This is a genomic window from Rhodococcus sp. WB1 (assembly GCF_001700945.1).
In the GTDB taxonomy this organism is placed as follows: domain Bacteria; phylum Actinomycetota; class Actinomycetes; order Mycobacteriales; family Mycobacteriaceae; genus Rhodococcus; species Rhodococcus aetherivorans.
On the sequence record NZ_CP015529.1, the window covers coordinates 2,433,711 to 2,460,097 of the forward strand.

5 protein-coding genes are annotated in these 26,387 nt (G+C 73.4%); 1 reads left to right on the forward strand and 4 read right to left on the reverse strand.

All coding sequences use genetic code 11. The features are described 5' to 3' along the window. Positions 1-22: 22 nt before the first annotated feature. The 3 genes from A4U64_RS10795 to A4U64_RS10805 form a co-directional block, all read right to left on the reverse strand. Positions 23-1,054: a tyrosine-type recombinase/integrase gene (locus tag A4U64_RS10795; RefSeq protein WP_006936819.1), complete on the reverse strand. Its 1,032-nt coding sequence runs from the start codon at positions 1,052-1,054 to the stop codon at positions 23-25. A 123-nt stretch (positions 1,055-1,177) separates the two neighbouring features. Then, the gene (soxR, locus tag A4U64_RS10800) at positions 1,178-1,630 is read right to left on the reverse strand and encodes a redox-sensitive transcriptional activator SoxR (protein ID WP_006936821.1); all 453 of its coding nucleotides are present in this window, start codon (positions 1,628-1,630) and stop codon (positions 1,178-1,180) included. Positions 1,631-2,768: 1,138 nt separating this feature from the next. Then, positions 2,769-3,029 (reverse strand): HNH endonuclease, encoded by a 261-nt coding sequence (locus tag A4U64_RS10805; protein WP_278334657.1) that lies wholly within the window; start codon positions 3,027-3,029, stop codon positions 2,769-2,771. A 317-nt stretch (positions 3,030-3,346) separates the two neighbouring features. Between A4U64_RS10805 and A4U64_RS10810 the strand changes: the two genes are divergently transcribed. Then, positions 3,347-3,700: a VOC family protein gene (locus tag A4U64_RS10810; protein ID WP_006936832.1), complete on the forward strand. Its 354-nt coding sequence runs from the start codon at positions 3,347-3,349 to the stop codon at positions 3,698-3,700. Between the two features lie 223 nt (positions 3,701-3,923). On the opposite strand, the gene A4U64_RS10815 is transcribed toward A4U64_RS10810, so the two are convergent. Then, positions 3,924-25,997, reverse strand: coding sequence for a non-ribosomal peptide synthetase (locus A4U64_RS10815; protein ID WP_232334188.1), 22,074 nt, complete (start codon positions 25,995-25,997; stop codon positions 3,924-3,926). Positions 25,998-26,387 lie beyond the last annotated feature (390 nt).

Consider the following 26,387-nt stretch of genomic DNA (forward strand, 5'->3'; position numbering starts at 1 on the left):
GCCGGCCCCCGCGCGCCGGGCCTCACTCGCGCCGGTCGAGCAGCCCGTAGACCGGATTGTGCCGCGCGGCGTGCCGGACCGCGTCGTCCGTCGCCGACGTATAGATCTGCACGGTCTGCAGCGACCGGTGTCCGAGCAACTGCTGCAGTTCCACCATCGTCGCGCCGCCGTCGGCCAGACTGGTGGCGAAGGTGTGCCGCAGCGCGTGCGCGAGGGCGCCCCGCTTGCGCTCACCCTCGATGCCCGCCATCCGGTACATCCGCCGCACCCGGTACTGCAGCGTGCCGCGGGTGATGCGCCGGCCGTCGGCGCCGACGAACAACGGATCGGACGGGGGATAGCGCTCCCACACCGCCGGCGTCTCGTCGTCGCCGCGCCGGGACCGCTGGGACGGGGGGAACCGCGTGTAGCGCTCCTCGAGGTACCCGGAGACGATCGCCGTCCAGCTCTCCTCGAGCGGAATCCGCCGTTCCACCGATCCCTTGCCCATCACCCGCAGCACGGGCGCCTCGGTGCCGCCGAGAACGCTGCCGAGATCGAGGCGGATCAGCTCCTCCGAGCGGATGCCGGTCAGCAACAGGGTCGCGATGAGCGCCAGATCGCGCTGAGGCCACTCCCGGCCCGAGGCGGCGGGGCGCTGCGCCTCGACGGTGAGGGTGTCGACGAGTTGACCGATCGCCTTGGGCGTGAACGACTTCGGGGTGTGCTGCGGCCGCTTCGGCTGGGCGATCGACGCCATCGGGTTGCCCTCCGACACCCCCTCGGAGACGAGGAAGTTGCAGAAGCTGTTCCACACCGACCAGGCCCGCCGCACCGACGCCGGTTGCCGCTCCCGCGCGAACGCGGCGAACGCCGAGCGCATCGCCCGGATCGTGATGTCCTGCACGCACAGGTCCTCCGGGGCGACCGAGAGCTTGACGCCGAGTTCCTCGCACACCGCCTGCAGATCCAGTCGGTACGCCTTGACGGTGTGCGCCGACCGCTTCGCCGTCTGCAACGTCTCGAGATACGCGGCGACCCAGTCCAGCAACCCCGGATCCACCCGGCTCGTCATGCCCCTCCTCACGTACCGGTCGTACACCTGTGCGATACCAGTGTGACATCCGGGACCGACGGGAACGGTGTGACAACAGGAAAGGGGAGTGGGGACCCGAGGCGGGGCGCGGGTGCCGGACTCCTATCGGGGCACGGACCTGCCGAGCCGGTGCGGTCCCGGCCCCTGCGCTCCCAGCACGTCGCCGGGGTTGGCCAGCGGACACGAGGCCAGGCTCAGGCAGCCGCAACCGATGCAGTCGGTGAAACTGTCCCGCAGGGCGGTGAGCGCCTCGATCCGCTCGGTGAGCCGGTCGTGCCACTGCCGCGACAGCCGGGCCCAGTCCGCGGCGGTGGGCACCCGGCTGTCCGGCAACGAATCGAGCGCCTCCCGGATCTCGTCGAGGGAGACTCCGACGCCCTGGGCGACCCGGATGAACGCCAGGCGACGCAGCGTGTCGCGCCGGTAGGTGCGCCGGTTCCCGGAGGTGCGCCTGCTGTCGATCAGGCCGCGGGCCTCGTAGTAGTGCAGCGCGGACACCGCCACCCCGGAGCGGGCGGACAGCTCGCCCGGGGTCAACCACACGCTCGGCCGCATCGACGTCCCTCCCGTACCCCGGGCCGGCCCGGCGGAACCGACCATACCTGTCGAACCCGAATCTACGTCGACGCGGAAGGGGGTGCCGTGCGGGGAGAGGTCCGGGACGGGAGGGGGTGGGCGAGACGTATCGCCGCCCGGGGACGAGCGCGAGGGTTGCCTTCCCGGCGCTCACCCGCACGCGGGCCGGTTCGTCGCGCCCGGGGCGCAAGGGAGGAGGCGGCGACCCCGGGATTGCCCACACGGCGGCGTTCCGCCGGCATCCGGGAGCGTCCCGCCGCGACCTCTGCCGCGCATGATGGATAACGGTGATTATCCATCATAATCGTTATTATAAATGGCGAGGAGTGCGGCGCCGACCCCGAGGAGAGGATCGACGCGGTGCGCCGTGGGGCCGGGCATGCCGGCCGGTCGCCGGCGGCGCGGGGCATTCCCGGCCGTCGGGGTGCTCGGGCATCGGGGAGGAGGTCTCGTCCATACCGAACGTCGCGCGCCGCAGGGGCGTCGGGACGGGTCCGTGCGGTATATCTTTACGGCAGGTCGGATCGTCTGCGAGATGTCGTGATCCCGTATGTGGAGATCGGCCGTCGCGCCGAAGAACGTCGCAGCAGCGCACCGGCCGTTCCATGGGGCGGCCCGCCGTTCCCGGCGTTGCCAAGGCGGCGGGCGTCGCTGCCGGAGCGGATCCAATCCGCCGTCTGCTCGATCACCTCCGCCGTCGCGACGCGGGGCGTCGACCACCACGGCGCTGTATTCGATCCCGGCTGGGGAGTTCTCCGATCCGTTAGTTGACATAATGTGGATTATCGGCAATACGAGTACCGGCCTCGACCAGCCTTTTCGCCGACGCGGGATCCGGTCGGGTGTCGAGAATGTCGCGGGCCTGCCCGTCGTGACGACGTTCATCTGCTCGGCTTTCGGCGTCGCGGCGCAACGTCGGGCACTTTGTATCGCGGGCTCGCTGCCGAACCGCGCCGCCCAGAGCCCGGACGTGCCTGCCGCCGAGCGGCCGGATGCCACCCCGGGATCAGCAATCGACCACGTGCTCCGGCGTGGCGTGCCCTCGCCCCCCTGCGGGCCTCTCGCGAAGGAATTCGTCACAGTGACGATTGCTGGGGTGAATCCCGGTCAGCGTCCCTCAGCGGTCGCCGGGTCGGCAACGCCGCAGCTGGCCGGACAGGTAGCGCTTGGCGCGGCGATGTCCACCCGCGCTGTCGAATTCGAGGTTCAACTCGGTCAGCAGCGTTGCCAGCAGACTCGCCTGAGGGGTCCATCCGTGTCGGTGTCGGCACTGTGCGAGCCAGTCGATCGGGCCCATGTGTCCGCGATCCGCGTTGCACCGCGGGCACGCGGCAGCCTCGTTGACGGCGATGCTGGGACCGCCTTTGACTCGCGGCATGAGGTGGTCGGTGGTACCAAGGGGCCCGAACCGTCTGCCGCACCACAGGCATCGGCCGCCCTGACGGTCGACAGCGAGCACGAGTCTGGCGGCACGGTCCACTCGTCGATGGTAACCAGCGGCGCTGCCGACACCGCCGGCCTCGAACCGCCTCCCCTCCCCTCGCGCCGCACAAAATTCATCGACCCTGATACGTCACTGTGACAAAAATCGGACTGGGAGGGGTCGACCGGCGGCGCTCGAAGGGACGATCGACTCTCGCTGCCCTGGTGTCGATCCCGTTAGGCTTTCCGGACATTCGCCGAAGGAGGACTTTCGTGAGCGGCCATGAAGTGAAGATGATCGTGCTGTCGACCGACGATCTCGACGAGTCGATCAAGTTCTACAGCGAGACCCTGGGCATGGCGTTGAAGTTCCGCGACGGCGCTCATTTCGCGGCCCTCGACGGTGGCGGGGTCACCCTCGCACTCGCGACCGCAATCGACCATCCGATCCACGGCCAGGTGGTCGTCGGCATCAAGACCGCCGACGTGGACGCCGCCGCGAAGGCCATCGAAGAAGCCGGCGGCGGCATCGTGAAGGGCCCGTACGACGACGCGCACGAGCGCCGCGCCGTGGTGTACGACAACAAGGGCAACGGGTTGGTCTTCTACAGCCCGCTCGGGCGGTGATCGGTCGCAGACCCCACGTCCCCGCCGCGTGCCGACCTGTTCTGGGTCGACGCGCCGGATCGGATATATGACCGGAGGGGCCGGCGGCAGCTCGTCAGGGCCGCGCGCAGTGCTCATCGAGGGCGAGATCGCCGGGACGTGGCGGCCGCGCAAGCGCGGTCGCCTTCTGACGTTATGGACCGGGAGGTCGATCCGGTCCGCCCCGATGTGCCGGGCGGTGGTCTCAGCCCCGCGGGCCCGCGCCGGTGATCGCGGTGTCCGCCAGCCGCGCCGACAGGACCCGCACGATCGCCTCGACCGCGTGCGGGGCCACCATCTCGTGGTGGTCGCAGTCGATCCGGTACTGGTGGATCTCCCCCGACACCACGTTGTGCCAGGCCGCGACCGCCGGCGCCGGTGCCGCGGACCGGGTGGCGGTGAAGAACAGCACGTCCCCGTCGAAGGTGGCGGGCGTGTGCCGGCGGGCGGCCCGCAACGCGGCGGCCGAGCCGCGGTGGATCCGCTCGAGGTGCGCGGCGGTCAGGCCGGTGCCGCCGCCGAGCGCGGCGTCGAGGAGCGCCGACGCCTGGTCGTAGGTCGGGTCCTGCTCGGCGTCGACCGGCACGCCGAGGTCGCGGAGCATGTCGCGGACCCCGACCGACCCGGCGCCCCGGACGCTGAGGTGGCTGTCGAGCAGGGCCAGGGTGTCCACGCGCTCCCCCGCCCGGCGCAGGTCCACGGCGACCGCGTGGGCGACGACGCCGCCGAGCGACCAGCCGAGCAGGTGGTAGGGGCCGTGGGGCTGGATGCGCCGGATCTCCTCGACGTACCGCTGGGCCAGCGCGGTGACGGACTCCGGGGCGGGGCCGCCGCTGAGTGTGGGCAGCTGCAGCCCGTAGACCGGCCGGTCGCCGCCGATGCGTTGTGCGAGCGGCGCGTACGCCCACGACAGGCCGGCGGCCGGGTGGAGGCAGAACAGCGGTGCGCCGGTGCCTTCACGTAGCGGCACGAGCACCTGCAGGGCCTCGTCGATGCCGGTGCGTTCCTGCGGGCCGCCGAGGTGGGCGGCGAGGCCGGCGGGGGTCGGATGGACGAAGATCGATTGCAGCGGGACCGGACGGCCGAGACGTTCGCCGAGCGCCGGCAGCATCCGGGTGGCGAGCAGCGAGGTGCCGCCGAGGTCGAAGAAGTTGTCGTCGACCGAGACCCGGTCGAGGCCGAGATGCTCGACGAACACCCCCACCACGGTGCGCTCGAGGTCCGTGGCCGGGGCGCGGTAGGCGCCGCCGAGCGCCGAGAAGTCCGGCTCCGGCAGGGCGCGCCGGTCCAGTTTGCCGGCGGGCGTGAGCGGGATCCTGTCGAGCACGATCACGGCCGTGGGCACCATGTGCGCCGGAAGGTGTTGCGACACATGCTCTCTGATGTCGGCGGGGCCGGGGGCGGCGCCGGGGGCGGGCAGCACGTAGGAGACGAGGACGGTCTCCCCCGACGGGGCGGTGTGGCCGATGGTGTGGGCGAACGCCACGTCCCGGTGTCCGGTGAGTGCGGCGTCGATCTCGGCGAGTTCGATGCGGAAGCCGCGGACCTTGACCTGGAAGTCGGAGCGGCCGACGTACTCGAGGTCGTGCTCCTTGGTCCAGCGCACGACGTCGCCGGTGCGGTACATCCGCTCCCCCGGCATCCCGAACGGGTCGGCGACGAAGCGCGCGGCGGTCAGGTCGGGTCGGGCGTGGTAGCCGCGCGCGAGGCCCGGCCCGGCGACGTACAGTTCGCCGGCGACGCCGACGGGCACGGGGCGCAGCCGGGTGTCGAGGACGACGGCGTGGAAGGCGCGGGTCGGCCGGCCGATGGTGACGGGTTCGCCCGGCGTCAGGGGGTCGCTGATGGAGGTCATGATGGTCGCCTCGGTGGGGCCGTAGGCGTCGACCATGCGGCGGCCGGGGGCCCAGCGGGCGACGAGTTCGGGTGGGCACGCCTCGCCGGCGACGAGGAGCACCTCCAGGCTGTCGACGGCGTCCGGGTCGAGGGAGGCCAGCGCGGTGGGCGTGATGAACGCGTGGGTGACCTGTTCGGTGTGCAGGACGTCGGCGAGTTCGTCGCCGCCGTACACGGTCGGGGGCACGATCACGAGGGTGGCGCCGGCCGAGAGGGCCATCATCTGTTCGAACACCGAGGCGTCGAAGCTCGGTGAGGCCAGGTGCGAGACGCGGCTGCCGGGCCGGACGTCGAGGTGGAGGTGTTCCTCGACGGCGAGGTCGGACAGGCCGCGGTGGGTGAGCACGACGCCCTTGGGCCGGCCGGTCGAACCGGAGGTGTAGATCAGGTAGGCGGGATGGTCGGGTTCGAGGGGCGCGGTGCGGTCGGTGTCGGTCGGGGGTTCGGGCGGGTACGGCGCGAGTTCGGCGACGGTGGTGGCGGAGTCGAGGGCGAACCACGGCACGGTGGCGGGCAGCCCGTCGCGGTGGGCGGTGACGGTGAGGCCGAGGGCGGCGCCGCTGTCGGCGAGCATGTATTCGATGCGGTCCCGGGGGTAGCTCGGGTCGACGGGCACGAAGGCGGCGCCGGTCTTGGTCACGGCCCACAGCGCGGTCACGGAGTCGAGGCTGCGGGGCAGGCCGAGGGCGACGACGGTCTCGGGGCCGACGCCGTAGTCGACGAGCATCCGGGCGAGGCGGCTCGAGTGGGCGTCGAGATCGCGGTAGGTGGCGCGGCGGGGCCCGTCGACGACGGCGAGGGCGTCGGGATCGACGGCGACGGCGTCGGCGAGGATCTGTGGCCACAGCCGGGTGCCGAGGGTGTGCGGGCCGTGCGCGGGGACCAGGGCGCGGGTCTCGTCGGCGGTGACGAGGTCGAGGTCGCCGACGGGGGTGTCGGGGGCGCCGGTGACGGCGTCGAGGAGGCGGACGAACCGGTCGGCGACGGCGGCGACGGTGTCGGCGTCGAACAGGTCGGTGGCGTAGACGAGGGCGGCGTCGAAGCCGGTGGGGGCGCCGGTGTCGTCGTGGTTCTCGCCGAGCAACAGTTCGAGGTCGAAGTTGGCCACCGTCGGATCCAGGGGCAGGCCGGTGACGGTCAGGTGCGGCAGTTCCAGGCGGGGGCGTTCGGTGTTCTGGAATTCGAGGGAGACCTGGAACAGCGGCGCGTGGGCGGTGGAGCGGGCGGGGTCGACGGCGTCGACGACCTGTTCGAAGGGGACGTCGGCGTGGGCGAAGGCGTCGAGGTCGGTGGTGGTGACGTCGGTGAGCAGGTCGGTGTAGGTGATCTGCCCGGGGACGCGGGTGCGCAGCACGAGGGTGTTGACGAACATGCCGACGACGTCGTCGAGGGCACGGTGCCCGCGGCCGGCGATGGGGGTGCCCACGGCGATGTCGTCGCTGCCGGAGAGCCGGGCCAGCAGCACCGCGAGGGCGGCGTGCACGGCCATGAACACGGTGGCGCCGTGGGCGTGGGCGAGGCGGGTCAGGCGGTCGTGCAGGGCGGCGTCGATCGGGAAGCGGACGACGTCGCCGCGGAAGGACCGTTGCGCGGGCCGCGGCCGGTCGGTGGGGAGGGTGAGGACCTCGGGCAGGCCGGCGAGGGTGGTGCGCCAGTAGTCGAGCTGGGTGGCGGCGAGGGAGCCGGGGGTGTCGGCGTCGCCGAGACGGCCGAGCTGCCAGAGGGTGTAGTCGGCGTACTGCACCTCGAGCGGCGCCCAGGCGGGGGCGTCGCCGCGGGTGCGGGCTTGGTAGGCGGTCATCAGGTCGCGGGCCAGGGGGGCGGTGGAGAAGCCGTCGGCGGCGATGTGGTGCACGACGAGGACGGCGAGATGGTCGTCGCGGCCGAGGGTGTACACCCGCGCCCGTAGCGGCACGTCGACGGTGACGTCGAATCCGGTGGCGGCGAACTCTCCGGCGGCGGCGACGACGGTGTCCTCGGTGGCGGGCACGACGTCGACGGTGAGGCCGACGTCGTCGGCGTCGAGGATCCGCTGCACGGGCCCGGTGGGGCCGGCCGGGTAGACGGTACGCAGGCTCTCGTGCCGGGCCAGGACGTCGCGGACGGCGGTGTCGAGCGCGGCGACGGACAGATGGCCGGTCAGCCGGATCGCGAGCGGGATGTTGTAGGCCGGGGAGCTGGTGTCGAACTGGTTGACGAACCACATGCGCTGCTGGGCCGGGGACAGCGGGATGCGGTCGGGACGCGGGCGCCGGGCCGGTCCGGTGCCGATGGCGGGTTCGGCGCCCGGGGTTTCGGCGAGGCGGGCGGCGAGGGCGCGGACGGTGGGGGCCTCGAACAGGGCCCGCACCCCGAGGTCGACCCCGAGGGCGGCGCCGAGGCGGGAGGCGGCGCGGGTCGCGACGAGGGAGTTGCCGCCGATGTCGAAGAAGCTGTCGGTGACCGAGACCCGGTCGACGCCGAGGACGTCGGCGAACACCCCGGCGACGGCGGTTTCGAGTGCGTCGGCGGGTGGGACGTAGTCGCCGCTGCCGCCGGACAGGTCCGGTGCGGGCAGGGCGCGGCGGTCGAGCTTGCCGACCGGGGTGAGGGGGATCTCGTCGAGGACGACGACCGCGGCGGGCACCATGTGCGCCGGCAGCCGGTCGCCGACGTGCGCGCGCAGGGCGTCGGCGTCGATGTCGTGTCCGGGGGTGGGCAGGACGTAGGCGACGAGTACGGTCTCCCCCGACGGGGCGGTGTGGCCGAGGGTCGCGGCGAATGCGACGCCCGGGTGGCTGCACAGCGCGGCGTCGATCTCGCCGAGTTCGATGCGGAAGCCGCGGACCTTGACCTGGAAGTCGGAGCGGCCCACGTATGCGAGTTCGAGGGCGTCGGTCCAGCGCACCACGTCGCCGGTGCGGTACAGCCGCTCCCCCGGCGCCCCGAACGGATCCGCGACGAACCGGCCGGCCGTCAGGTCGGGGCGGGCGTGGTAGCCGCGGGCCAGGCCGAGGCCGCCGAGGTACAGCTCGCCCGCGACGCCGGTGGGCACGGGGCGCAGGGCGGCGTCGAGGACGAGGGCGCGGACGCCGCGCAGCGGGCCGCCGAGCGTGATGGGGCCGGCGACGGTCATCGGGGCGCTGATGGCGGCCATGATCGTGGTTTCGGTGGGGCCGTAGGCGTTGACCAGGCGCCGGCCGGGCGCCCAGGTGTCGCGCAGTTCCGACGGCCATGCCTCGCCGCCGACGGCGAGCTCGGCGAAGGCGTCGAGGTTGTCGGGGGGCAGGGAGGCCAGGGCGGCGGGGGTGATGAAGCCGTGGGTGACGCCGTGCGCGCGTAGGACGCGGGCGAGTTCGTCGCCGCCGTACACGGTGGGCGGTACGACCGCCAGGGTGGCACCGGAACCGAACGCGAGCAGGTATTCGAAGATCGAGGCGTCGAAGCTCGGCGAGGAGAAGTGCATGACGGTCGCGCCGGGGCCGGCGCCGAACCGGCTGCGCTGGTCGAGGGCGAAGTTCTCGAGGCTGCGGTGGGTGGTCACCACGCCCTTCGGGCGGCCGGTGGAGCCGGAGGTGTAGATGAGGTAGGCGGGGTGGTCCAGGCGCAGCGGGCTGCGGCGGTCGGCGTCGCCGATCGGGTCGGTCGAGGCGTCGGCGAGCCGGGCGGCGAAGGCGTCGGTGTCGACGGTGAGCCAGCGGGCGGTGTCCGGCAGCGTGTCGCGGTGCGCGGCGGTGGTCACGCCGAGGGTGGCGCCGCTGTCGGCGAGCATGAAGGCGATGCGGTCGGTGGGATAGTTCGGGTCGACGGGCACGAATGCGGCGCCGGTCTTGGTGACCGCCCACATCGCGGCCACCGAGTGCAACGATCGCGAAATCCCCAGGGCCACGAAGGTTTCCGGACCCACGCCGAGGTCGAGCAGGACGCGGGCGGCGCGGGTGGACCATTCGTCGAGCCGGCGGTAGGTCCACCGGGCGGCGCCGTCGACGATCGCGATGGCGTCCGGATGGGCGGCGGCGGTCGCGGTGAACAGCTCCGGCAGGGTGCGGGTGGTGCCGCCGGCGGGACCGCGGACCGGGGCGAGGACGGCGCGTTCGTCGTCGAGGAGCACGTCGACGGCCGCGGCCGGGGCGTCGAGATCGGTGGCCAGGGTGGTCAGGGCCCGCTCGATGCGGCGGGCGACGGTCTCGACGGCCGGGCGGTCGAACACCTCGGGCAGGTACTTCAGCCGCAGGTGCAGGGTCGCGGTGTCGCCGGTGCCGGCCGGGTGCGCGACGATGCTCAGCGGGTAGTGCGCGGCGTCGTGGCCGCTGATGCCGGCCACCCGCATCCCGGCGATGTCGGTGTCCTCGGTCAACCCGGCCCGGTCCACCGGGTAGGACTCGAACACGGTGAGGGTGTCGAAGCCGGCGGCGGCGCCGACGCGGCGTTCGATGGCGCTCAGACCGATGTGGTGGTGGTCGAGCATGGCCGCCTGCTCGGCCTGCACCCGGTCGAGCAGGGCGCCGAGGGTCTCGGCGGGCCGCACGGTGACCCGGACGGGGACGGTGTTGATGAACAGCCCGACCATCGACTCGATGCCGGCGACCTGTGGGGGTCGGCCGGAGACGGTGGCGCCGAAGACGACGTCGTGGCGGCCGGTCAGCGCGCCGAGCACGAGCGCCCACGCGGTCTGCACCACGGTGTTGACGGTCACGCCGCGGTCGGTGGCGACGGCGTCGAGGCGCGCGGCGAGACCGGACGGCAGGTCCAGGTCGAGGTCCTGCGAGACCGCGGCGGTGCGGCCGGGGCGGTGCGCGGGGGCGAGCAGGGTGGGCTCGTCGAGACCGGCGAGGGTGTGGGCCCAGGCGTCCGCGGCGGTGTCGGGGTCCTGCCCGGCCAGCCACTGCAGATAGTCGCCGTAGCTGCGGGGCCGGTCGAGGGCGGCGGTGTCGCCGTCGGTGGCGTACAGCAGCAGCAGGTCCTTGACCAGCAGCGGCGTGGACCAGCCGTCGAGCAGGATGTGGTGATTGGTCAGGGCCAGCCGGTACCGGTCGGCGGCGACCCGGACGAGGGTGGCGCGCAGCAGCGGGGCGACGGCGGTGTCGAATCGGGTGCGGCGGTCCTCGTCGAGCAGGCGCGCCGCCTGACGGTCCGGATCGTCGAGGCCGGTCAGGTCCAGCACCGTCCAGGGCAGTTCGACGCGGGCGGGGACGACCTGGACGAAGCCGCCGGAGCCGTCGTCGGCGAACGCGGCCCGCAGGTTGGGGTGCCGGTCGAGCAGCACCTGCGCGGCGCGGCGCAGCCGGTCCGGGTCGACGGTGCCGTGCAGGTCGAGGACGAGTTGCACGACGTAGGCGTCGGCGGACTGCGCGGAAAGCAGGGCGTGGAACAGCAACCCGGCCTGCAGCGGGGCGACGGGCCACACGGTGGCCAGGCCGGTGTCGTGCCCGGCCGCCCGGTAGTGGCGTTCGAGGCGGTCGAGGGTGGGCTGGTCGAGGGCGACGAGGGGCACGTCGGACGGGGTCAGGCCGCCGGCGTGCGGGTCGCGGGCATGCCGGGCCAGGGCGGCGGCCGCGGCCGCCCACCGGTCGGTGAGGGCGACGACGTCGGCGTCGGCGAGCAGGTGCTGCGGGTAGGAGAAGGTGGCGCGCAGCACCGGCCCGTCGGGGGTGGGCACGGTGACGGCGTTGATGTCGACGGCGGCGGCGGCCGGCATGTCCGGGCTCTGGGCGCCGCCGCGGTCGAAGGCGTCCACCGGCAGCCACGGGGTGTCCGCTTCGGTGAGGGCCGGGGTGAGGCGGCCGAGGTAGTTGAAGCTGATCTGCGGGGCGGGGCGGGTCCGCAGCCGGACGGCGGTGCCGGCGTTGAGGTAGCGCAGCAGGCCGAACCCGAGGCCGTGGTCGGGGACGGCGGCGAGCTGTTCCTTCACGGCCTTGATCGCGGCACCGGCGGCGTCGCCGCCGCGCAGCGCGTCCGGCAGGTCGACACCGCTCAGGTCGAGCCGGACCGGATGGATGGTGGTGAACCAGCCGACGGTGTGGGACAGGTCCGCGCCCGGGGCGACGGCGGTCTCCCGGCCGTGTCCCTCGAGGCCGACCAGCACGTCGTCCACGTCGGTGCCGTGGTCGCGGCGCCAGGCGGTGACCGCCAGTGCCAGGGCGGTGAGCAGGCCGTCGTTGACGGTGCCGTGGAAGGCGCCGGGCACCGCGGTCAGCAGCGCGGCGGTGACGTCGGCGGGCAGGTCGGTGGAGACGGTGCGGACCGTGGCGTTGGTGTCGACGACCGGGTCGAGGGGACGGTCCCCGAGCAGCGGGTCGTCACCGTCGAGGATCGCGGTCCAGCGGTCGAGTTCGGCGACGCGGTCGGACCGGTGCGCGGCCTCGACGAGGGCGTGCGCCCAGCGCCGCACGGAGGTGCCGGCGGGGGGCTCCTCGACCGCGGTGCCGTGGAGGGCGGCGGCCCACGCGGCCGCGAGGTCGGGAACGAGGATGCGCCAGGACACGCCGTCGACGGCGAGGTGGTGTACGACCAGCAGCAGACGCCCGGAGCCGGCGGCGGCGTCGAACCACACCGCCTGCAGCAGGATTCCGGCGGCGGTGTCGAGCCGGTCGGCGGCGGCGTCGAGTTCGGCGGCGGCGAGGGCGAAGAAGTCGTCGGTGTCGGCGGCGGTGGTGACGGGGACGCGGTGGATGAGCGTGTCGGCGGTGACCGCGCCGGGACCGCGGACCTGCAGGCCGACCCCGGCGGGGTCGTCCACGTCGGGGACGAGGCGGGCGCGGAGCATGTCGTGCCGGTCCAGCACCGTCTGCAGCGTGGCCGCGAGGGTGACGCGGTCCAGGCCGGCGGGCAGCCGCAGCAGCGCGGCCTGGGAGTAGCGGTCGATGCTGCCGCCGCGTTCGAGCATCCACCGCACGATCGGGGTCAGGGGCACGGGGCCGACGCCGCGGCCGGGCAGTTCGGCGAGGACGGCCGGGCCGTCGCCGAGGGTGGCGACGGCGGCGAGCGCGGCGGGGGTCTTGCGTTCGAACACATCCCGAGGGGTCAGCTCGATCCCGGCGGCCCGGGCGCGCGAGACCAGCTGGATGGACATGATGCTGTCGCCGCCGAGCGCGAAGAACGAGTCGTCCACTCCGACCGTCTCGAGGCCGAGGACCTGCGCGAACAGCTCGACGAGCTGCTTTTCGAGGTGGCCGGCGGGGGCACGGGTCTCGGTGGCCAGCGCCCCGAAGTCGGGGTCGGGCAGGGCCTTGCGGTCGAGCTTGCCGGTGGCCGTGACCGGCAGGGTGTCGAGGACGACGAGAGTGGCCGGGACCATGTAGGCGGCGAGGTCACCGGCGACCCGGTTCAGCGTGGCGGCCACATCCACGGTCGCGGCGGTCTCCGGAACCACGTACCCGACGAGGCGGTCGGCGGCGCGGTCGTCGCGGTGGAGCACCACGACGGCGCGGGCGACGCCGGGGCAGCGCAGCAGCGCCGCCTCCACCTCCCCCAGCTCGATGCGGAAACCGTGCAGCTGCACCTGGAAGTCGCTGCGGCCGACGTATTCGAGCCGGCCGTCGCGGCGCCGGCGGGCGAGGTCGCCGGTGCGGTACAGGCGGGCGCCGGGCCCGCCGAACGGGTCGGCGACGAAGCGCGCGGCGGTCAGGGCGGGGCGGCCGAGATAGCCGCGGGCGGCCTGCCCGCCGGAGACGTACATCTCGCCGATCACGCCGGCCGGCACCGGGTGCAGCCGCCGGTCGAGGACGTGCACCGTCAGGCCGGGAATGGCGTCGCCGATGATGCTGGCCGAGGCGGTCGCGGCGAACTGCCGGTCCAGCGGCTGCAAGGTCACGTGCACGGTGGTCTCGGTGATGCCGTACATGTTCACCAGCACCGGCGCGGTGTCCGGGTGGCGGCGGTACCAGCGTTCGAGCTGGGCGAGGTCGAGGGCTTCGCCGCCGAAGACGACGTAGCGCAGCGACAGGGTGTGCTCGCCGGCGGCGCGGTCGGCCTCGATCAGCTGGTAGAACGCGGTGGGTGTCTGGTTGAGCACGGTGACGTGCTCGCGGCGCAGCAGGTCGAGGAATGCCTCCGGGGAGCGGGCGGTGTGGTGGTCGACGACGACGAGGCGGCCGCCGTAGGCGAGTGCGCCCCACAGTTCCCACACCGAGAAGTCGAAGGCGTACGAGTGGAACATGGTCCACACGTCGTGCTCGTCGAATCCGAACCTGTCGTGGGTTTCGGCGAGGAGGGTGACGACGTTGCGGTGCGGGACGACGACGCCCTTGGGGCGGCCGGTCGAGCCGGAGGTGTAGATGACGTAGGCGGTGTGGTCGGGGTGCAGCACACCGAGCCGGTCGGCGTCGGTGAGCGGGCCGTCGGGCAGTTCCGCGAGCCGGGCGGCGGTGTCCTGGGTGTCGAGCAGCAGCACCGGGGCGTCCCCCGCGGGCAGGGTGGCGGCGTCGGCGCCGGTGGTGACGATGCAGACCGGCCGGGCGTCGGCGAAGAGGAACGCGAGCCGTTCCGGCGGGTAGGACACGTCGACGGGCAGGTATCCGGCGCCGGTCTCGAGGACGGCGAGCAGCGTGACGATCAGGTCGGTCGAGCGGGGCACGGCGACGGCGACGAGCCGGTCGGGTCCGGCGCCGTGCGTGATCAGGGCGCGGGCGAGGCGACGGGCCCGCGCGGCGAGTTCGCGGTAGGTCAGCGCCGGGGTGGCCGGGTCGGTGGGGGCGGTGATCGCGACGGTGTCGGGTGCTGCGGCGACGGACCGCGCGAAGAGGGCGGGGAGGGTCTCGGCGTGCCGGTCGGGGTCGGGGCGTCGCGCGGCGGCGGGCCGTTCGGCGGGGTCGAGCAGGTCGAGGTCGCCGACGGGTCGGGCGGGGTCGGCGGTGACGGCGGTGAGGACCCGCAGGAACCGGTCGGCGAACGCGGTGACGGTGTCGGCGTCGAACAGGTCGGTGGCGTAGGTGAAGGCCCCGGTCATGCCGGCGGGGTCGGTGCCGGCGGCCGGGTTCTCCCCCATGGTCAGCTGCAGGTCGAACTTGGCGACGGGGGCGTCGGCGTCGAGGGCGTCGACGGTCAGGTCGGGCAGGGCGAGGTGGGCGCGTTCGTTGTTCTGGAATTCGAGGACCACCTGCACGAGCGGGGCGTGGTCGGTGGCGCGGGTGGGGGCGAGGGCGTCGACGAGCTTCTCGAAGGGCAGGTCGGCGTGCCCGAAGGCGGCGAGGTCGACCTCGCGGGTGCGTTCGAGGTGATCGGCGAACGGCAGGCCGGGGGCGACGGGGGTGCGCAGCACCAGGGTGTTGACGAACATGCCGACCAGATCGTCGAGGGCACGGTGCCCGCGGCCGGCGATGGGGGTGCCCACGGCGATGTCGTCGCTGCCGGAGAGCCGGGCCAGCAGCACCGCGAGGGCGGCGTGCACGGCCATGAACACGGTGGCGCCGTGGGCGGCTGCGAGGTCGGCGAGCCGGCGGTGCAGCTCGGGCTCGACGTCGAAGCGGACGGTGGCGCCGCGGAACGACTGGTGCGGCGGGCGGGGCCGGTCGGTGGGCAGGGACAGGATCTCGGGCAGGTCGGCCAGGGCGGTGCGCCAGAACTCGAGCTGCCGGGCGGCGAGCGAATCCGGGTCGGCCGGATCGCCGAGGACCTGCCGCTGCCACAGCGCGTAGTCGGCGTACTGCACCAGCAGCGGCGCCCACGCCGGCTCCTGTCCCCGGGTGCGGGCGGCGTACGCGGTCATCAGATCCCGGGCCAGCGGCGCCATCGACGCCCCGTCCGCCGCGATGTGATGCACCACGAACACCAGCACGTGCTCCCCGTCGCCGAGCGCGAACAACCGCGCCCGCACCGGCACCTGCACCGCCACGTCGAACCCGGCCGTGACCTCGGCGGCCAGACGCTGCGGCAGCTCGTCGGCGGACACCGGGACCGGATCGAGGTCGGGGGTGGCCTGGGCGGGGTCGGTGACCAGCTGCACCGGGCCGGTGTTCTCGTTCGGGTACCAGGTGCGCAGGGTTTCGTGGCGGGTGATCAGGTCGTGCACGGCGGCGGTGAGCGCCGCCCGGTCGAGGCGGCCGGTCAGCCGGATCGCCATCGGGATGTTGTAGGCGGCCGAGGCGGTGTCGAACTGGTTGACGAACCACATCCGCTGCTGGGGTGGGGACAGCGGGATCCGGTCGGGGCGCGGGCCCGCGGTGAGGGGGACGCGGGTGCCACCGGCGTGGTCGTCGAGGATGCGGGCGGCGAGGGTCCGCACGGTGGGGGCCTCGAACAGCACCCGCACGCCGGCGTCGGTGCCGAGGGCGGCGTTGATGCGGGCGACGACACGGGTGGCGATCAGCGAGTTTCCGCCGAGGTCGAAGAAGCTGTCGTCGACGGAAACCTTCTCGTGGCCGAGGGCCTCGGCGACGATGTCGGCGAGGGTGGCCTCGGTGTCGGTGGCCGGGGCGCGGTATTCGCCGGTGGCCGACAGGTCGGGTACCGGCAGGGCGCGGCGGTCGAGCTTGCCGACCGGGGTGAGCGGGATCTCGTCGAGGACGACGATCGCGGCGGGCACCATGTGCGCCGGCAGCTGCCCGGCGACGTGCCCCCGCAGCGCGGCGGCATCGACGTGGTGGCCGGTCTCCGGCAGGACGTAGGCGACCAGGGCGGTGTCGCCGGACAGGGCGGTGTGCCCGATCGTCACCGCGAAGGCGACGTCGTCGTGAGCGGCGAGGGCGGTGTCGATCTCGCCGAGTTCGATGCGGAAGCCGCGGACCTTGACCTGGAAGTCGGAGCGGCCGAGGTATTCCACGGTGCCGTCGGTGCGCCAGCGCACCACGTCGCCGGTGCGGTACATCCGCTCCCCCGGCGCCCCGAACGGGTCGGCGACGAACCGGGACGCGGTGAGCTCGGGTCGGCGGTGGTAGCCGCGGGCCAGGCCGGCGCCGGCGATGTAGAGCTCGCCGGCGACCCCGATGGGGACGGGCCGCAGCCGTTCGTCGAGGACGACCTCGTGGAAGCCGATGGCGGGGCCACCGACGGTGACGGTGGTGTCCGGGCGCATGTCGGGGCTGACGCTGGTCTCGATGGTGGCCTCGGACGGGCCGTAGCCGTTGTACATGTGGCGGCCCGGCGCCCAGCGGTCGACCAGTTCCGGCGGGCAGGCCTCCCCGGCGACGACGAGCACGCGCAGCTCGTCGAGGCCCGCGGGATCGAGCGACGCGAGGGCGGTGGGGGTGACGAACGCGTGGGTGATGCGTTCCTCGCGCAGGATGCGGGCGAGTTCCTCGCCGCCGTAGACGCTGGGCGGCACGATGACGAGGGTGGCGCCGGCGCAGAACGCCTTGGTCAGCTCGAAGAGGGACGCGTCGAAGCTCGGCGACGCCAGGTGCGAGACGCGGGCCCGATGGGTGATCGAGAAGTGTTCGCGCACTTCGGCGTTGAGGTTGGTCAGGCCGCGGTGGGTGACGACGACGCCCTTCGGGCGGCCGGTCGAGCCGGAAGTGTAGATCAGGTATGCCGGATGGTCGTACCGTAGCGGGGTGCGGCGGTCGTCGTCGGTGACCGGGGCGGGCGAGACGTCGTCGAGGCGGCGGCGCAGGCCGGGGTCGTCGAGCAGCAGCCACGACACCGCGTCCGCGGGCCACACGTCGCGGTGGGCGGTGGTGGTCAGGCCGAGGGTGGCCCGGCAGTCGTCGAGCATGTAGGCGATCCGCTCGGGCGGGTAGCCGGGGTCGACGGGGACGAACGCCGCCCCGGACTTGGTCACCGCCCACACCGCCGCGACCGACTCGATTGAACGCGAAATTCCCAGGGCCACGAAGGATTCCGGTCCGACCCCGTGGCTCGTGAGGACGCGGGCGAGCCGGTTGGACCAGGCGTCGAGCTCACCGTAGGTGACGGTGCGGCCTTCGAAGGACAGGGCGACCGCCTCCGGCACGATCGCCGCCACCGACGACAGCAGTTCGGGCCACAGCTGAGGGGAGACCGCGGGCCGGCCCCGCGCCGGGGCCAGGGTGGCGAGCTCACGCGGGGTGACGATCTCCACGTCCCCCACCGTCACGGACGCATCCGCGGTGACCGCGTCGAGGATCCGCACGAACCGGTCCGCGAACGAGGCGACCGTGTCCGCGTCGAACAGGTCGGTGGCGTAGGTGAACGCCGCCCGCACGCCGGATCCGCCGCCGGGCCGCTCGGCGATCGACAGCTGCAGGTCGAACGGCGACAGGCCGGGATCGAGGTCGAGCACCCGCGCCGTCGCCCCCGGCAGCGCGATCTCGGGGCGCTCGATGTCCTGGAACTCGAGCAGCACCTGGAACAGCGGGGGGTAGGACGTCGACCGGGGCGGGTCGAGGGCCTCGACGAGCCGCTCGAACGGGACGTCGGCCTGGCCGAACGCCGCCAGGTCCGCCGAACGGACCCGCCGCAACAGCGAGTCGAACCGTTCGCGTTCGTCCACTCGGGCCCGCAGCACCACGGTGTTGACGAACATGCCGACCAGATCGTCGAGGGCGCGGTCACCGCGCCCGGCGACGGGGGTGCCGACCACGATGTCGTCGCTGGTGGACAGCCGGGCCAGCAGCACCGCCAGCGCCGCATGCACGACCATGAACAACGACGCGTCGTGCTCGCGGGCCAGCGCGAGCATGCCGCGGTGGGTGTCGGCGTCGATCTCGAACGCCACGCGGGCACCGCGCCCGGACTGCTGCACCGGGCGGGGCCGGTCCCACGGCAGCTCGAGCAGTTCCGGCGCCCCGGCCAGCGCGTCGTGCCAGAACGCGAGCTGCCGGGCGGCGGTGGAGGCGGGATCGGACTCGTCGCCCAGCACGGTGTGCTGCCACAGCGTGTAGTCGGCGTACTGCACCGGCAGCGGCGACCGGTCGGGGGCGTGACCACCGGCGCGGGCGGCGTACGCGGTCATCAGATCCCGGCCCAGCGGTCCCATCGAGAACCCGTCGGCGGCGATATGGTGCACGACCAGGACCAGCACGTGGTCGGTGTCGGCGAGGGTGAGCAGCCGGATCCGCACCGGCACCTCGGTGGCGACGTCGAACCCGGCGCCGACGATCCGGTCGATGTGCGCGGGCACCGTGTCCTCGGTCTCGACGCGGGTGACGGTGAAGTCGGGCTGCGCCACCGCGACCGGCAGCACGACCTGGATCGGGCCGTCGTCGGTGAGCGGGTAGCGGGTGCGCAGCGTCTCGTGGCGCGCGACGACGTCGGCGGCAGCGGCCCGCAGCGCCGCGAGATCCAGCTCCCCGGTCAGACGCAGCGCGACGGCGATGTTGTAGGCCGGGGAGGTCGTGTCGAACTGGTTGATGAACCACATGCGCTGCTGGGCCGGGGACAGCGGGATCGTGGGGGGCCGGGTCGCGGCGGCGGTCAGCGCGGGCCGCGCCGCGGCATCGCGGTCGCGGAGCCGCTCGGCGAGGGCGGCGACGGTGGGCGCGTCGAACAGATCACGCACGCCCACGTCGGTGCCGGTCGCCGCGGCGATCCGCGCGGCCAGCCGCATGGCCAGCAGCGAGTTGCCGCCCAGATCCAGGAAGCTGTCGTGCACGCCGAGACGCTCCACCCCGAGCAGGCCGGCGAAGACCTCGGCCAGGACCTGCTCGACCGGGGTGCGCGGCGCGACGTGCTCCGCCGCACGCACGGCCGTGAGGTCCGGGGCGGGCAGTGCCTTGCGGTCGAGCTTGCCGTTGGGGTTGAGCGGGAACCCGTCGAGGACGACGACGTGGGCGGGCACCATGTAGCCGGGCAGCCGGGCCGCGGCGGCCCCGAGCAGGGCCGCGGTATCGAATGCGCGGCTCGCCGCGGTATCGGATGCGCGGCTCGCCGCGGTATCGCTGTTTCGGCCGGGTTCGGGCACGACGTACGCGACGAGCACCCCGTCGGAGCCGTCGGCGGCGCCGGCGGGGTGCCGGTGCACCACGACCGCGGCCTGCGCGACGGCCGGGTCGGCGAGCAAGGCCTGCTCGATCTCACCGAGCTCGATCCGCAGGCCCCGGAGCTTGACTTGGAAATCGGTGCGGCCCAGGTAGATCAGATTGCCGTCGCGGCGCCAGGACACGAGGTCGCCGGTGCGGTACATGCGGGTGCCGGACGGACCGAACGGATCGGCGACGAACCGGTCGGCGGTCAGGTCGCCGCGCCCGACATAGCCGCGGGCGAGCTGGATGCCGGACAGGTACAGCTCCCCCACGGCGCCGACGGGAACCGGGTGCAGCCGCGCATCGAGGACGTGGACGCGGGTGTTCCACACCGGGGCGCCGATCGGGACGACGTCGACGTCGTCGTCGGTGCAGGCCCAGAACGTGACGTCGACGGCGGCCTCGGTGGGCCCGTACAGGTTGTGCAGGTCCGCGGCGGGGAACGCGGCGTGGGCGGCGGCGACCGTGGCCGGGGGCAGCGCCTCGCCGCTGCAGAACAGCAACCGCAGCGACGTGCAGCGGGCCGGGTCGGTGGCGGCGACGAACACCGCGAGCATGGACGGCACGAAGTGCGCCACGGTGACGTGCTGCTGCTCGACGACGGCGGTGAGGTAGGCGGGATCGCGGTGCCCGTCGGGTGCGGCGACGACGAGGCGCGCCCCGGTCTGCAGCGGCCAGAAGAACTCCCACACCGACACGTCGAACGTGAACGGTGTCTTCTGCAGGACGGTGTCCTCGGCGGTGAGCGGGTAGGCGTGCTGCATCCACCGCAACCGGTTGACGATCGCGGCGTGAGCGACCGCGACGCCCTTGGGCCGGCCGGTGGAGCCGGAGGTGTACAGCACGTAGGCGAGGTGGTCCCCCGTCAGCGGGGCGGTGCGCTCCTCCGGGGCGACGGGGGCGTCGGAGGCGCCGGTCCGGTCGAGGCGATCGACCTCGAGGATCGGGGCCGGGGTGGGCAGCGCCGTCCGGTCGGCGGCGGTGGTGAGCACGCACACCGGACGGGCGTTGCCCAGAACGTATTCGAGCCGGTCGGCGGGGTGGTCGGGGTCGAGCGGCAGGTAGGCGCCGCCGGCCTTGATCACCGCGTACATTCCGACGAGCAGCTCGATCGAGCGGCGCATCGCGAGCCCGACGAGGCGGTCCGGGCCGACGCCCTCGGCGATCAGCCGCCGGGCGAGCCGGTTGGTGCGGGCATCGAACTCGGCGTAGGTCAGGGCCTCGTCGCCGAAGACGACGGCGATGGCGTCGGGGGTGCGGGCGGCCTGCCGGGCGAACAGGTCGGCGAGGGTGTGCGGGCCGCGGGGGGCGTCGGTGGCGTTCCAGCGCCGCAGGATCAGCTCGCGTTCGCCCGGCTCGAGCAGGTCGAGGTCGCCGACGGGCACGTGCGGGGTGGTGGTCACGGCGGTGAGCAGCCGCACGAAGCGGTCGGCGAGGGCGGTGACGGTGCCGGCGTCGAACAGGTCGGTCGCGTAGGACAGGGCGCCGGTGAGGGCGGCGGGGGCGCCGTCGTCGCCGGGGACCTCGGCCAGCATCAGGTGCAGGTCGAATTTGGTGGTGCCGGTGTCGATTTCGGAGACGTCGACGGTCAGGTCGGGCAGCCGCAAGTGGGCGGACTCGGTGTTCTGGAAGGCCAGCATCACCTGGAACAGGGGCGCGTAGGCCTCGGATCGGTGGTCGGTGACGGCGTCGACGAGGGCGTCGAACGGCAGGTCGGCGTGGGCGAGGGCGTCGACGTCGCGGTCGCGGATGTGGGTCAGGTGCTCGGCGAAGGTGTGCTGTGCGGTGACGGGGGTGCGCAGGACGACGGTGTTGACGAACATGCCGACCAGATCGTCGAGGGCGCGGTCGCCGCGACCGGAGACCGGGGTGCCGACGGTGACGTCGTCGCTGCCCGAGAGCCGGGCCAGCAGCACCGCCAGGGCCGCGTGCACCGTGATGAACGGGGTGGCGCCGTGCGTGCGGGCCAGGTCGCCGACCGCCCGGTACAGTTCGGCGCCGACCTCGAAGCGGACGGTGGCGCCGCGGAACGACTGCTGCGGCGGGCGGGGCCGGTCGGTGGGCAACGCCAGCACTTCCGGTGCGCCGGAAAGGGTTTCGCGCCAGTACCGCAGCTGGGCGGCGGCGAGCGAATCCGGGTCGGCCGGATCGCCGAGGACCTGCCGCTGCCACAGCGCGTAGTCGGCGTACTGCACCTCCAGGGGCGTCCAGTCGGGGGCGCGGCCGCCGGTGCGGGCGGCGTACGCGGTCATCAGATCCCGGGCCAGCGGCGCCATCGACGCCCCGTCCGCCGCGATGTGATGCACCACGAACACCAGCACGTGCTCCCCGTCGCCGAGCGCGAACAACCGCGCCCGCACCGGCACCTGCACCGCCACGTCGAACCCGGCCGTGACCTCGGCGGCCAGACGCTGCGGCAGCTCCTCGGCGGCGACGGTCGTCGCGGTGAGATCGAGGCGCACCTGCTCGACCGGGCGGATCCGCTGGACGGGGCCGTCGGCCGTGGCCGGGAACTCGGTGCGCAGCGCCTCGTGGCGGGCGAGCACATCGGTGACGGCGGTGGCGAGCGCGTCCCGGTCGAGCCGGCCGCGCAGCCGGATCGCCATCGGGATGTTGTAGGCCGGCGAGGCGGTGTCGAGCTGGTTGACGAACCACATCCGCTGCTGGGCCGCGGAGACCGGCAGCACCCCCGGACGGGGCCCGGCGACCAGCGGCACCCGGGTGCCCGTGCCGACGTCGGCGGTGAGGGCGGCGAGGGTCCGCACCGTGGGGGCCTCGAACAGTGCCCGGACCCCCAGGTCGGTGCCGAGGGCGGCGTTGATGCGGGCGACGACACGGGTGGCGATCAGCGAGTTTCCGCCGAGGTCGAAGAAGCTGTCGTCGAGACCGACGCGGTCGACGCCGAGGAGCTCGGCGAACACCTGCGCCACCGTCCTCTCGGCGTCGGTGGACGGCGCGACGTAGGTGGTGCCGTCCGCCGCGAACACGGGCACGGGCAGGGCGCGGCGGTCGAGCTTGCCGACCGGGGTGAGCGGGATCTCGTCGAGGACGACGATCGCCGTGGGCACCATGTGCGCCGGCAGGCTCCGCGACAGGTGCGCGGTGAGGGTGGCGGGTTCGGCGGTGCGCCCGGTCGCGGGCAGCACGTAGGACACCAGCACGGTGTCGCCGGACGGGGCGGTGTGCCCGATCGTCACCGCGAACGTGACGTCCTCGTGGGCGGTCAGGACCGCGTCGATCTCGCCGAGTTCGATGCGGAAGCCGCGGACCTTGACCTGGAAGTCGGACCGGCCGAGGTATTCGAGGGCGCCGTCGCGCCGCCAGCGCACCACGTCGCCGGTGCGGTACATCCGCTCCCCCGGCGCCCCGAACGGGTCGGCGACGAACCGGCCGGCGCTGAGCCCGGGCTTGCCGCGGTAGCCGCGGGTGATACCCGGGCCGGCAATGTACAGCTCGCCGGCGACGCCGATCGGCACCGGCCGCAGCCGGGAGTCCAGGACGACCTCGTGCGTGCCGCGCACGGGGGTGCCGATCGGGATCGTGGGGGCCGGCGCGAGCGGACCGCAGATGTTGACGACGATCGTGCACTCGGTCGGGCCGTACGCGTTGAACATCCGCCGGCCCCGGGACCAGCGGGCGACGAGTTCGGGCGGGCACGCGTCGCCGGCGACGGTGACCGACTCGGCGGCGACGCCCTCCGGATCGACGGAGGCCAGCGCCGCGGGGGTGGAGAAGGCGTGGGTGATGCGCTGCTCGCGGAAGAAGCGGGCCAGTTCCTCGCCGCCGTAGATCGTCGGGGGCACCACGACGAGGGTGGCGCCGATCGCGAACGCGGTCATGTACTCGTACACCGAGGCGTCGAAGCTCGGGGACGAGAAGTGCGAGACCCGCGAGTGCGGGGTGGGGCTGTGCCGGCCGTGCAGTTCGGCGCACAGGTTCGCCAGCCCGCGGTGCGGCACCACCACGCCCTTCGGGCGGCCGGTGGACCCGGAGGTGTAGATCAGGTAGGCGGGATGGTCGAAATGCAGCGCGCCGTGACGGTCGAGGTCCGACAGCGGCCCGTCGGAGACCGAGTCCAGCGCCGCGACGAACTCCGCGTCGTCGAGCACCAGCCACGGCACGTCGGCGGGCAAGCCGTCGCGGTGGGCGGTGGTGGTCACGCCGAGGACGGCCCCGGAGTCGGCGAGCATGTACTCGATCCGCTCGGCCGGGTAGGCGGGGTCGACCGGCATGTACGCGGCGCCGGACTTGGCCACCGCCCAGATCGCGGCCACGGATTCGAGGGACCGGGCGATGCCGAGGGCAACGAACGTCTCCGGGCCGGCGCCGGCGTCGATCAGCACCCGGGCGACCCGGTTGGACCAGGCGTCGAGCTCCCCGTACGTCATCGTGCGGCCCTCGAATTCCAGGGCCGTCGCGTCGGGCACGTGCGCGGCCACGGAGGCGAGGATCTCGGGCCACAGCTGTGGGGACGAGCCGGGCAGTCCGCGGACCGGGCTCAGCTCCGCGGCTTCGTCGGGGAAGACGATGTCGACGTCCCCGATCGGTGCCGTCGGGTCGGCGGTGACGGCGTCGAGGATCCGCAGCAAACGTTCGCAGAACGATCGCACCGTATCGGCGTCGAAGAGGTCGGCGGCGTACGTACACCTCAGGCGGGTGCCCTCGGGGCCGGTCGCGGTGTGCACCGCGACTTCGGCGTGTGCGAGGAGCCCGCCGCCCCCGGCGGGCTCGCCGCTGTCGAGCAGCACCGGCAGGATCGGCACGTGCTGCCCGTCGAAGGTTCGGGCGAGCCGATCCGCCGGCACGTCGGCGTGGGCGGTCGCGGCGGCGTGTATCGCCGTGACCCGGCCGAGGAGCGCGGCGAACGGCTCGCTCTCGTCGAACTGCACCCGCAGCGGCAGCGCCCCGGCGGGGCCGGGGACGCCGACGAGAGTGTCGGTGCCGGCGGTGAGCCGGCCGACGAGCACCGCGACGGCGGCGTGCAGTAGTTCGGTGGAGGTGGCGCCGTGACGCCGGGCGAGCTCGGTGCCCCGGTCCCCGAGCGCGGCGGGGACCGGCACCTCGAGGTGGGCGGCGGTGGGGGCGCGCGGGCCGGTGCGGCGGCGGTCGGCAGGCAGCTCGAGGTGCTCGGGCGCCCCCGCCAGGGCGGCACGCCAGAACCGCTCGACGTCGGCATCGCGCCGCAGGCGCTCGGCGACGGCGGCGGTCGCGTGGTGGATGCGGGCGACCGGCGTGTCCGGGTCGGCCCGCAGGAACTCGGCGAGCAATTCGACGAAGCTGCCGTGGTGTGCGCGCAGCTCGTCCGGCTCGTACTGGTTGGGGTTGCCGCGGAAGTCGAGGAACGTCCGCGCGGGGGTGCCGCTCTGGTAGATGTTGACCAGCAGGTCGTCGACCGGACCCGAGGTCATGATGTGGAACTCGCCGCGGACCGGGCCGAGGGTGATCTCCTGCCGGAAGAGCATCACGTTGATCATCGGTCCGCCGTAGCTGTGGGCCCGGCCGGCGGTGCCGGTCTCGCGGCGGAGGTCCTCGAGGCTGAACCGCTGGTGGCGCAGCGCACCGGTCAGTTCCAGCTGGGCCCGCTGCACCAGGTCGGCGCGGGTGTCGTCGTCCTCGAGACGGATGTGCAGCGGTGCGGTGTTGACGAGCATGCCGCCGGAGCGTTTCGCCGCCGCGGTGGTGCGCGCGAACACCGGCAGATTGAGCATCACGTCGGCGCGGCCGGTCAGCCGGGAGAGATAGCACGCGGCCGCCGCGACCACCGTCGCGGCGGCCGAGGATCCGCTCGTGGCATCGGCGTCGGTCAATCGGGCGACCAGGTCGTCGGGCAGGGTGACACTCTCGAGGGTGCTGCGCGCGGCGGTCGGCACCGCCCGCCGCGCCAGGGTCGATCCATCCTCGAGCCCGGCGACCCGCCCGATCCAGTAGTCCCGGTCGCTCGCGTACCGGTTCGAACCGCGGTAGTCGAGATCCGACTGGTAGAGGTCGTGCAGGTCGGCGGCGGTGGGTGGCTCGGGGACGCGGTCCTCGTGGGCCGCCGAGTACAGCGCGGCGATCCGGTTGACCATCGTCATGGCACCGAAGCCGTCGAGGGCGACGTGGTGGATCCGGCTGTACCACAGGTGCCGTCGCTCACCGATCCGCAGGATCGTCATGTTCACCAGCGAGTCGTCGGCCAGATCGACCGGGGTGGCGTAGTCGGTGTTCATCCACTGCTGCGCCGTGGCCATCGGATCGGGCGCATCGGAGAAGTCCAGCAGCGGGATGTCGCTGAGGTCGAGGTCGGGATCGACGTACTGGTACGGCTCACCGTCGACCTCGACGACCCGCAGGTACGGCGACTGGAACTCGCGGGCGGCCTCGTGCGCGGCCTCGCGCAGCAGATCCAGATCGAGGTCCCCGGGCAGGTCGACGTACTGGGCGATGCAGACGGGCACCTCGGGTGCCAGCTGTTGTGCGAACCAGATCGAGCGCTGGGCAGAGGACAACGGGAAGGCCCCGGGCGGAATGTGCAGCCGCTCTTGCAACGAACTCCCCTTCACGAAAGTGATTCCAGTGATGTCCTGGCACCCCCCGGCACCGTGCAGGAAAACCCCTCGGTCGGATCGACGTGGCTGTAGCTCTTTCCCCTTCGATCGTCCGCGCCCTCGAATGTGTGACAGGAGCGCTCCCTCAAGCTAGACCACCGCGACGACGTCTCGGCCCGAAACCGGACCGAAAAATCGACCCCTCGGGCCGCATCGATCCCGAGTCGAGACCGGAGGGGGGACCTGTCGCGGCGCTCGCGGCGAATCGACGAGGATTTGTTACCGTTCGATCGCGATCCGGTCACCGGATGCGCTCGAATCACAGTTTCGGTAACCGCTTTTCGAACCGGACCCCGGAAACGCCCCGCGGCGGACCCGGTCCCCCTATTG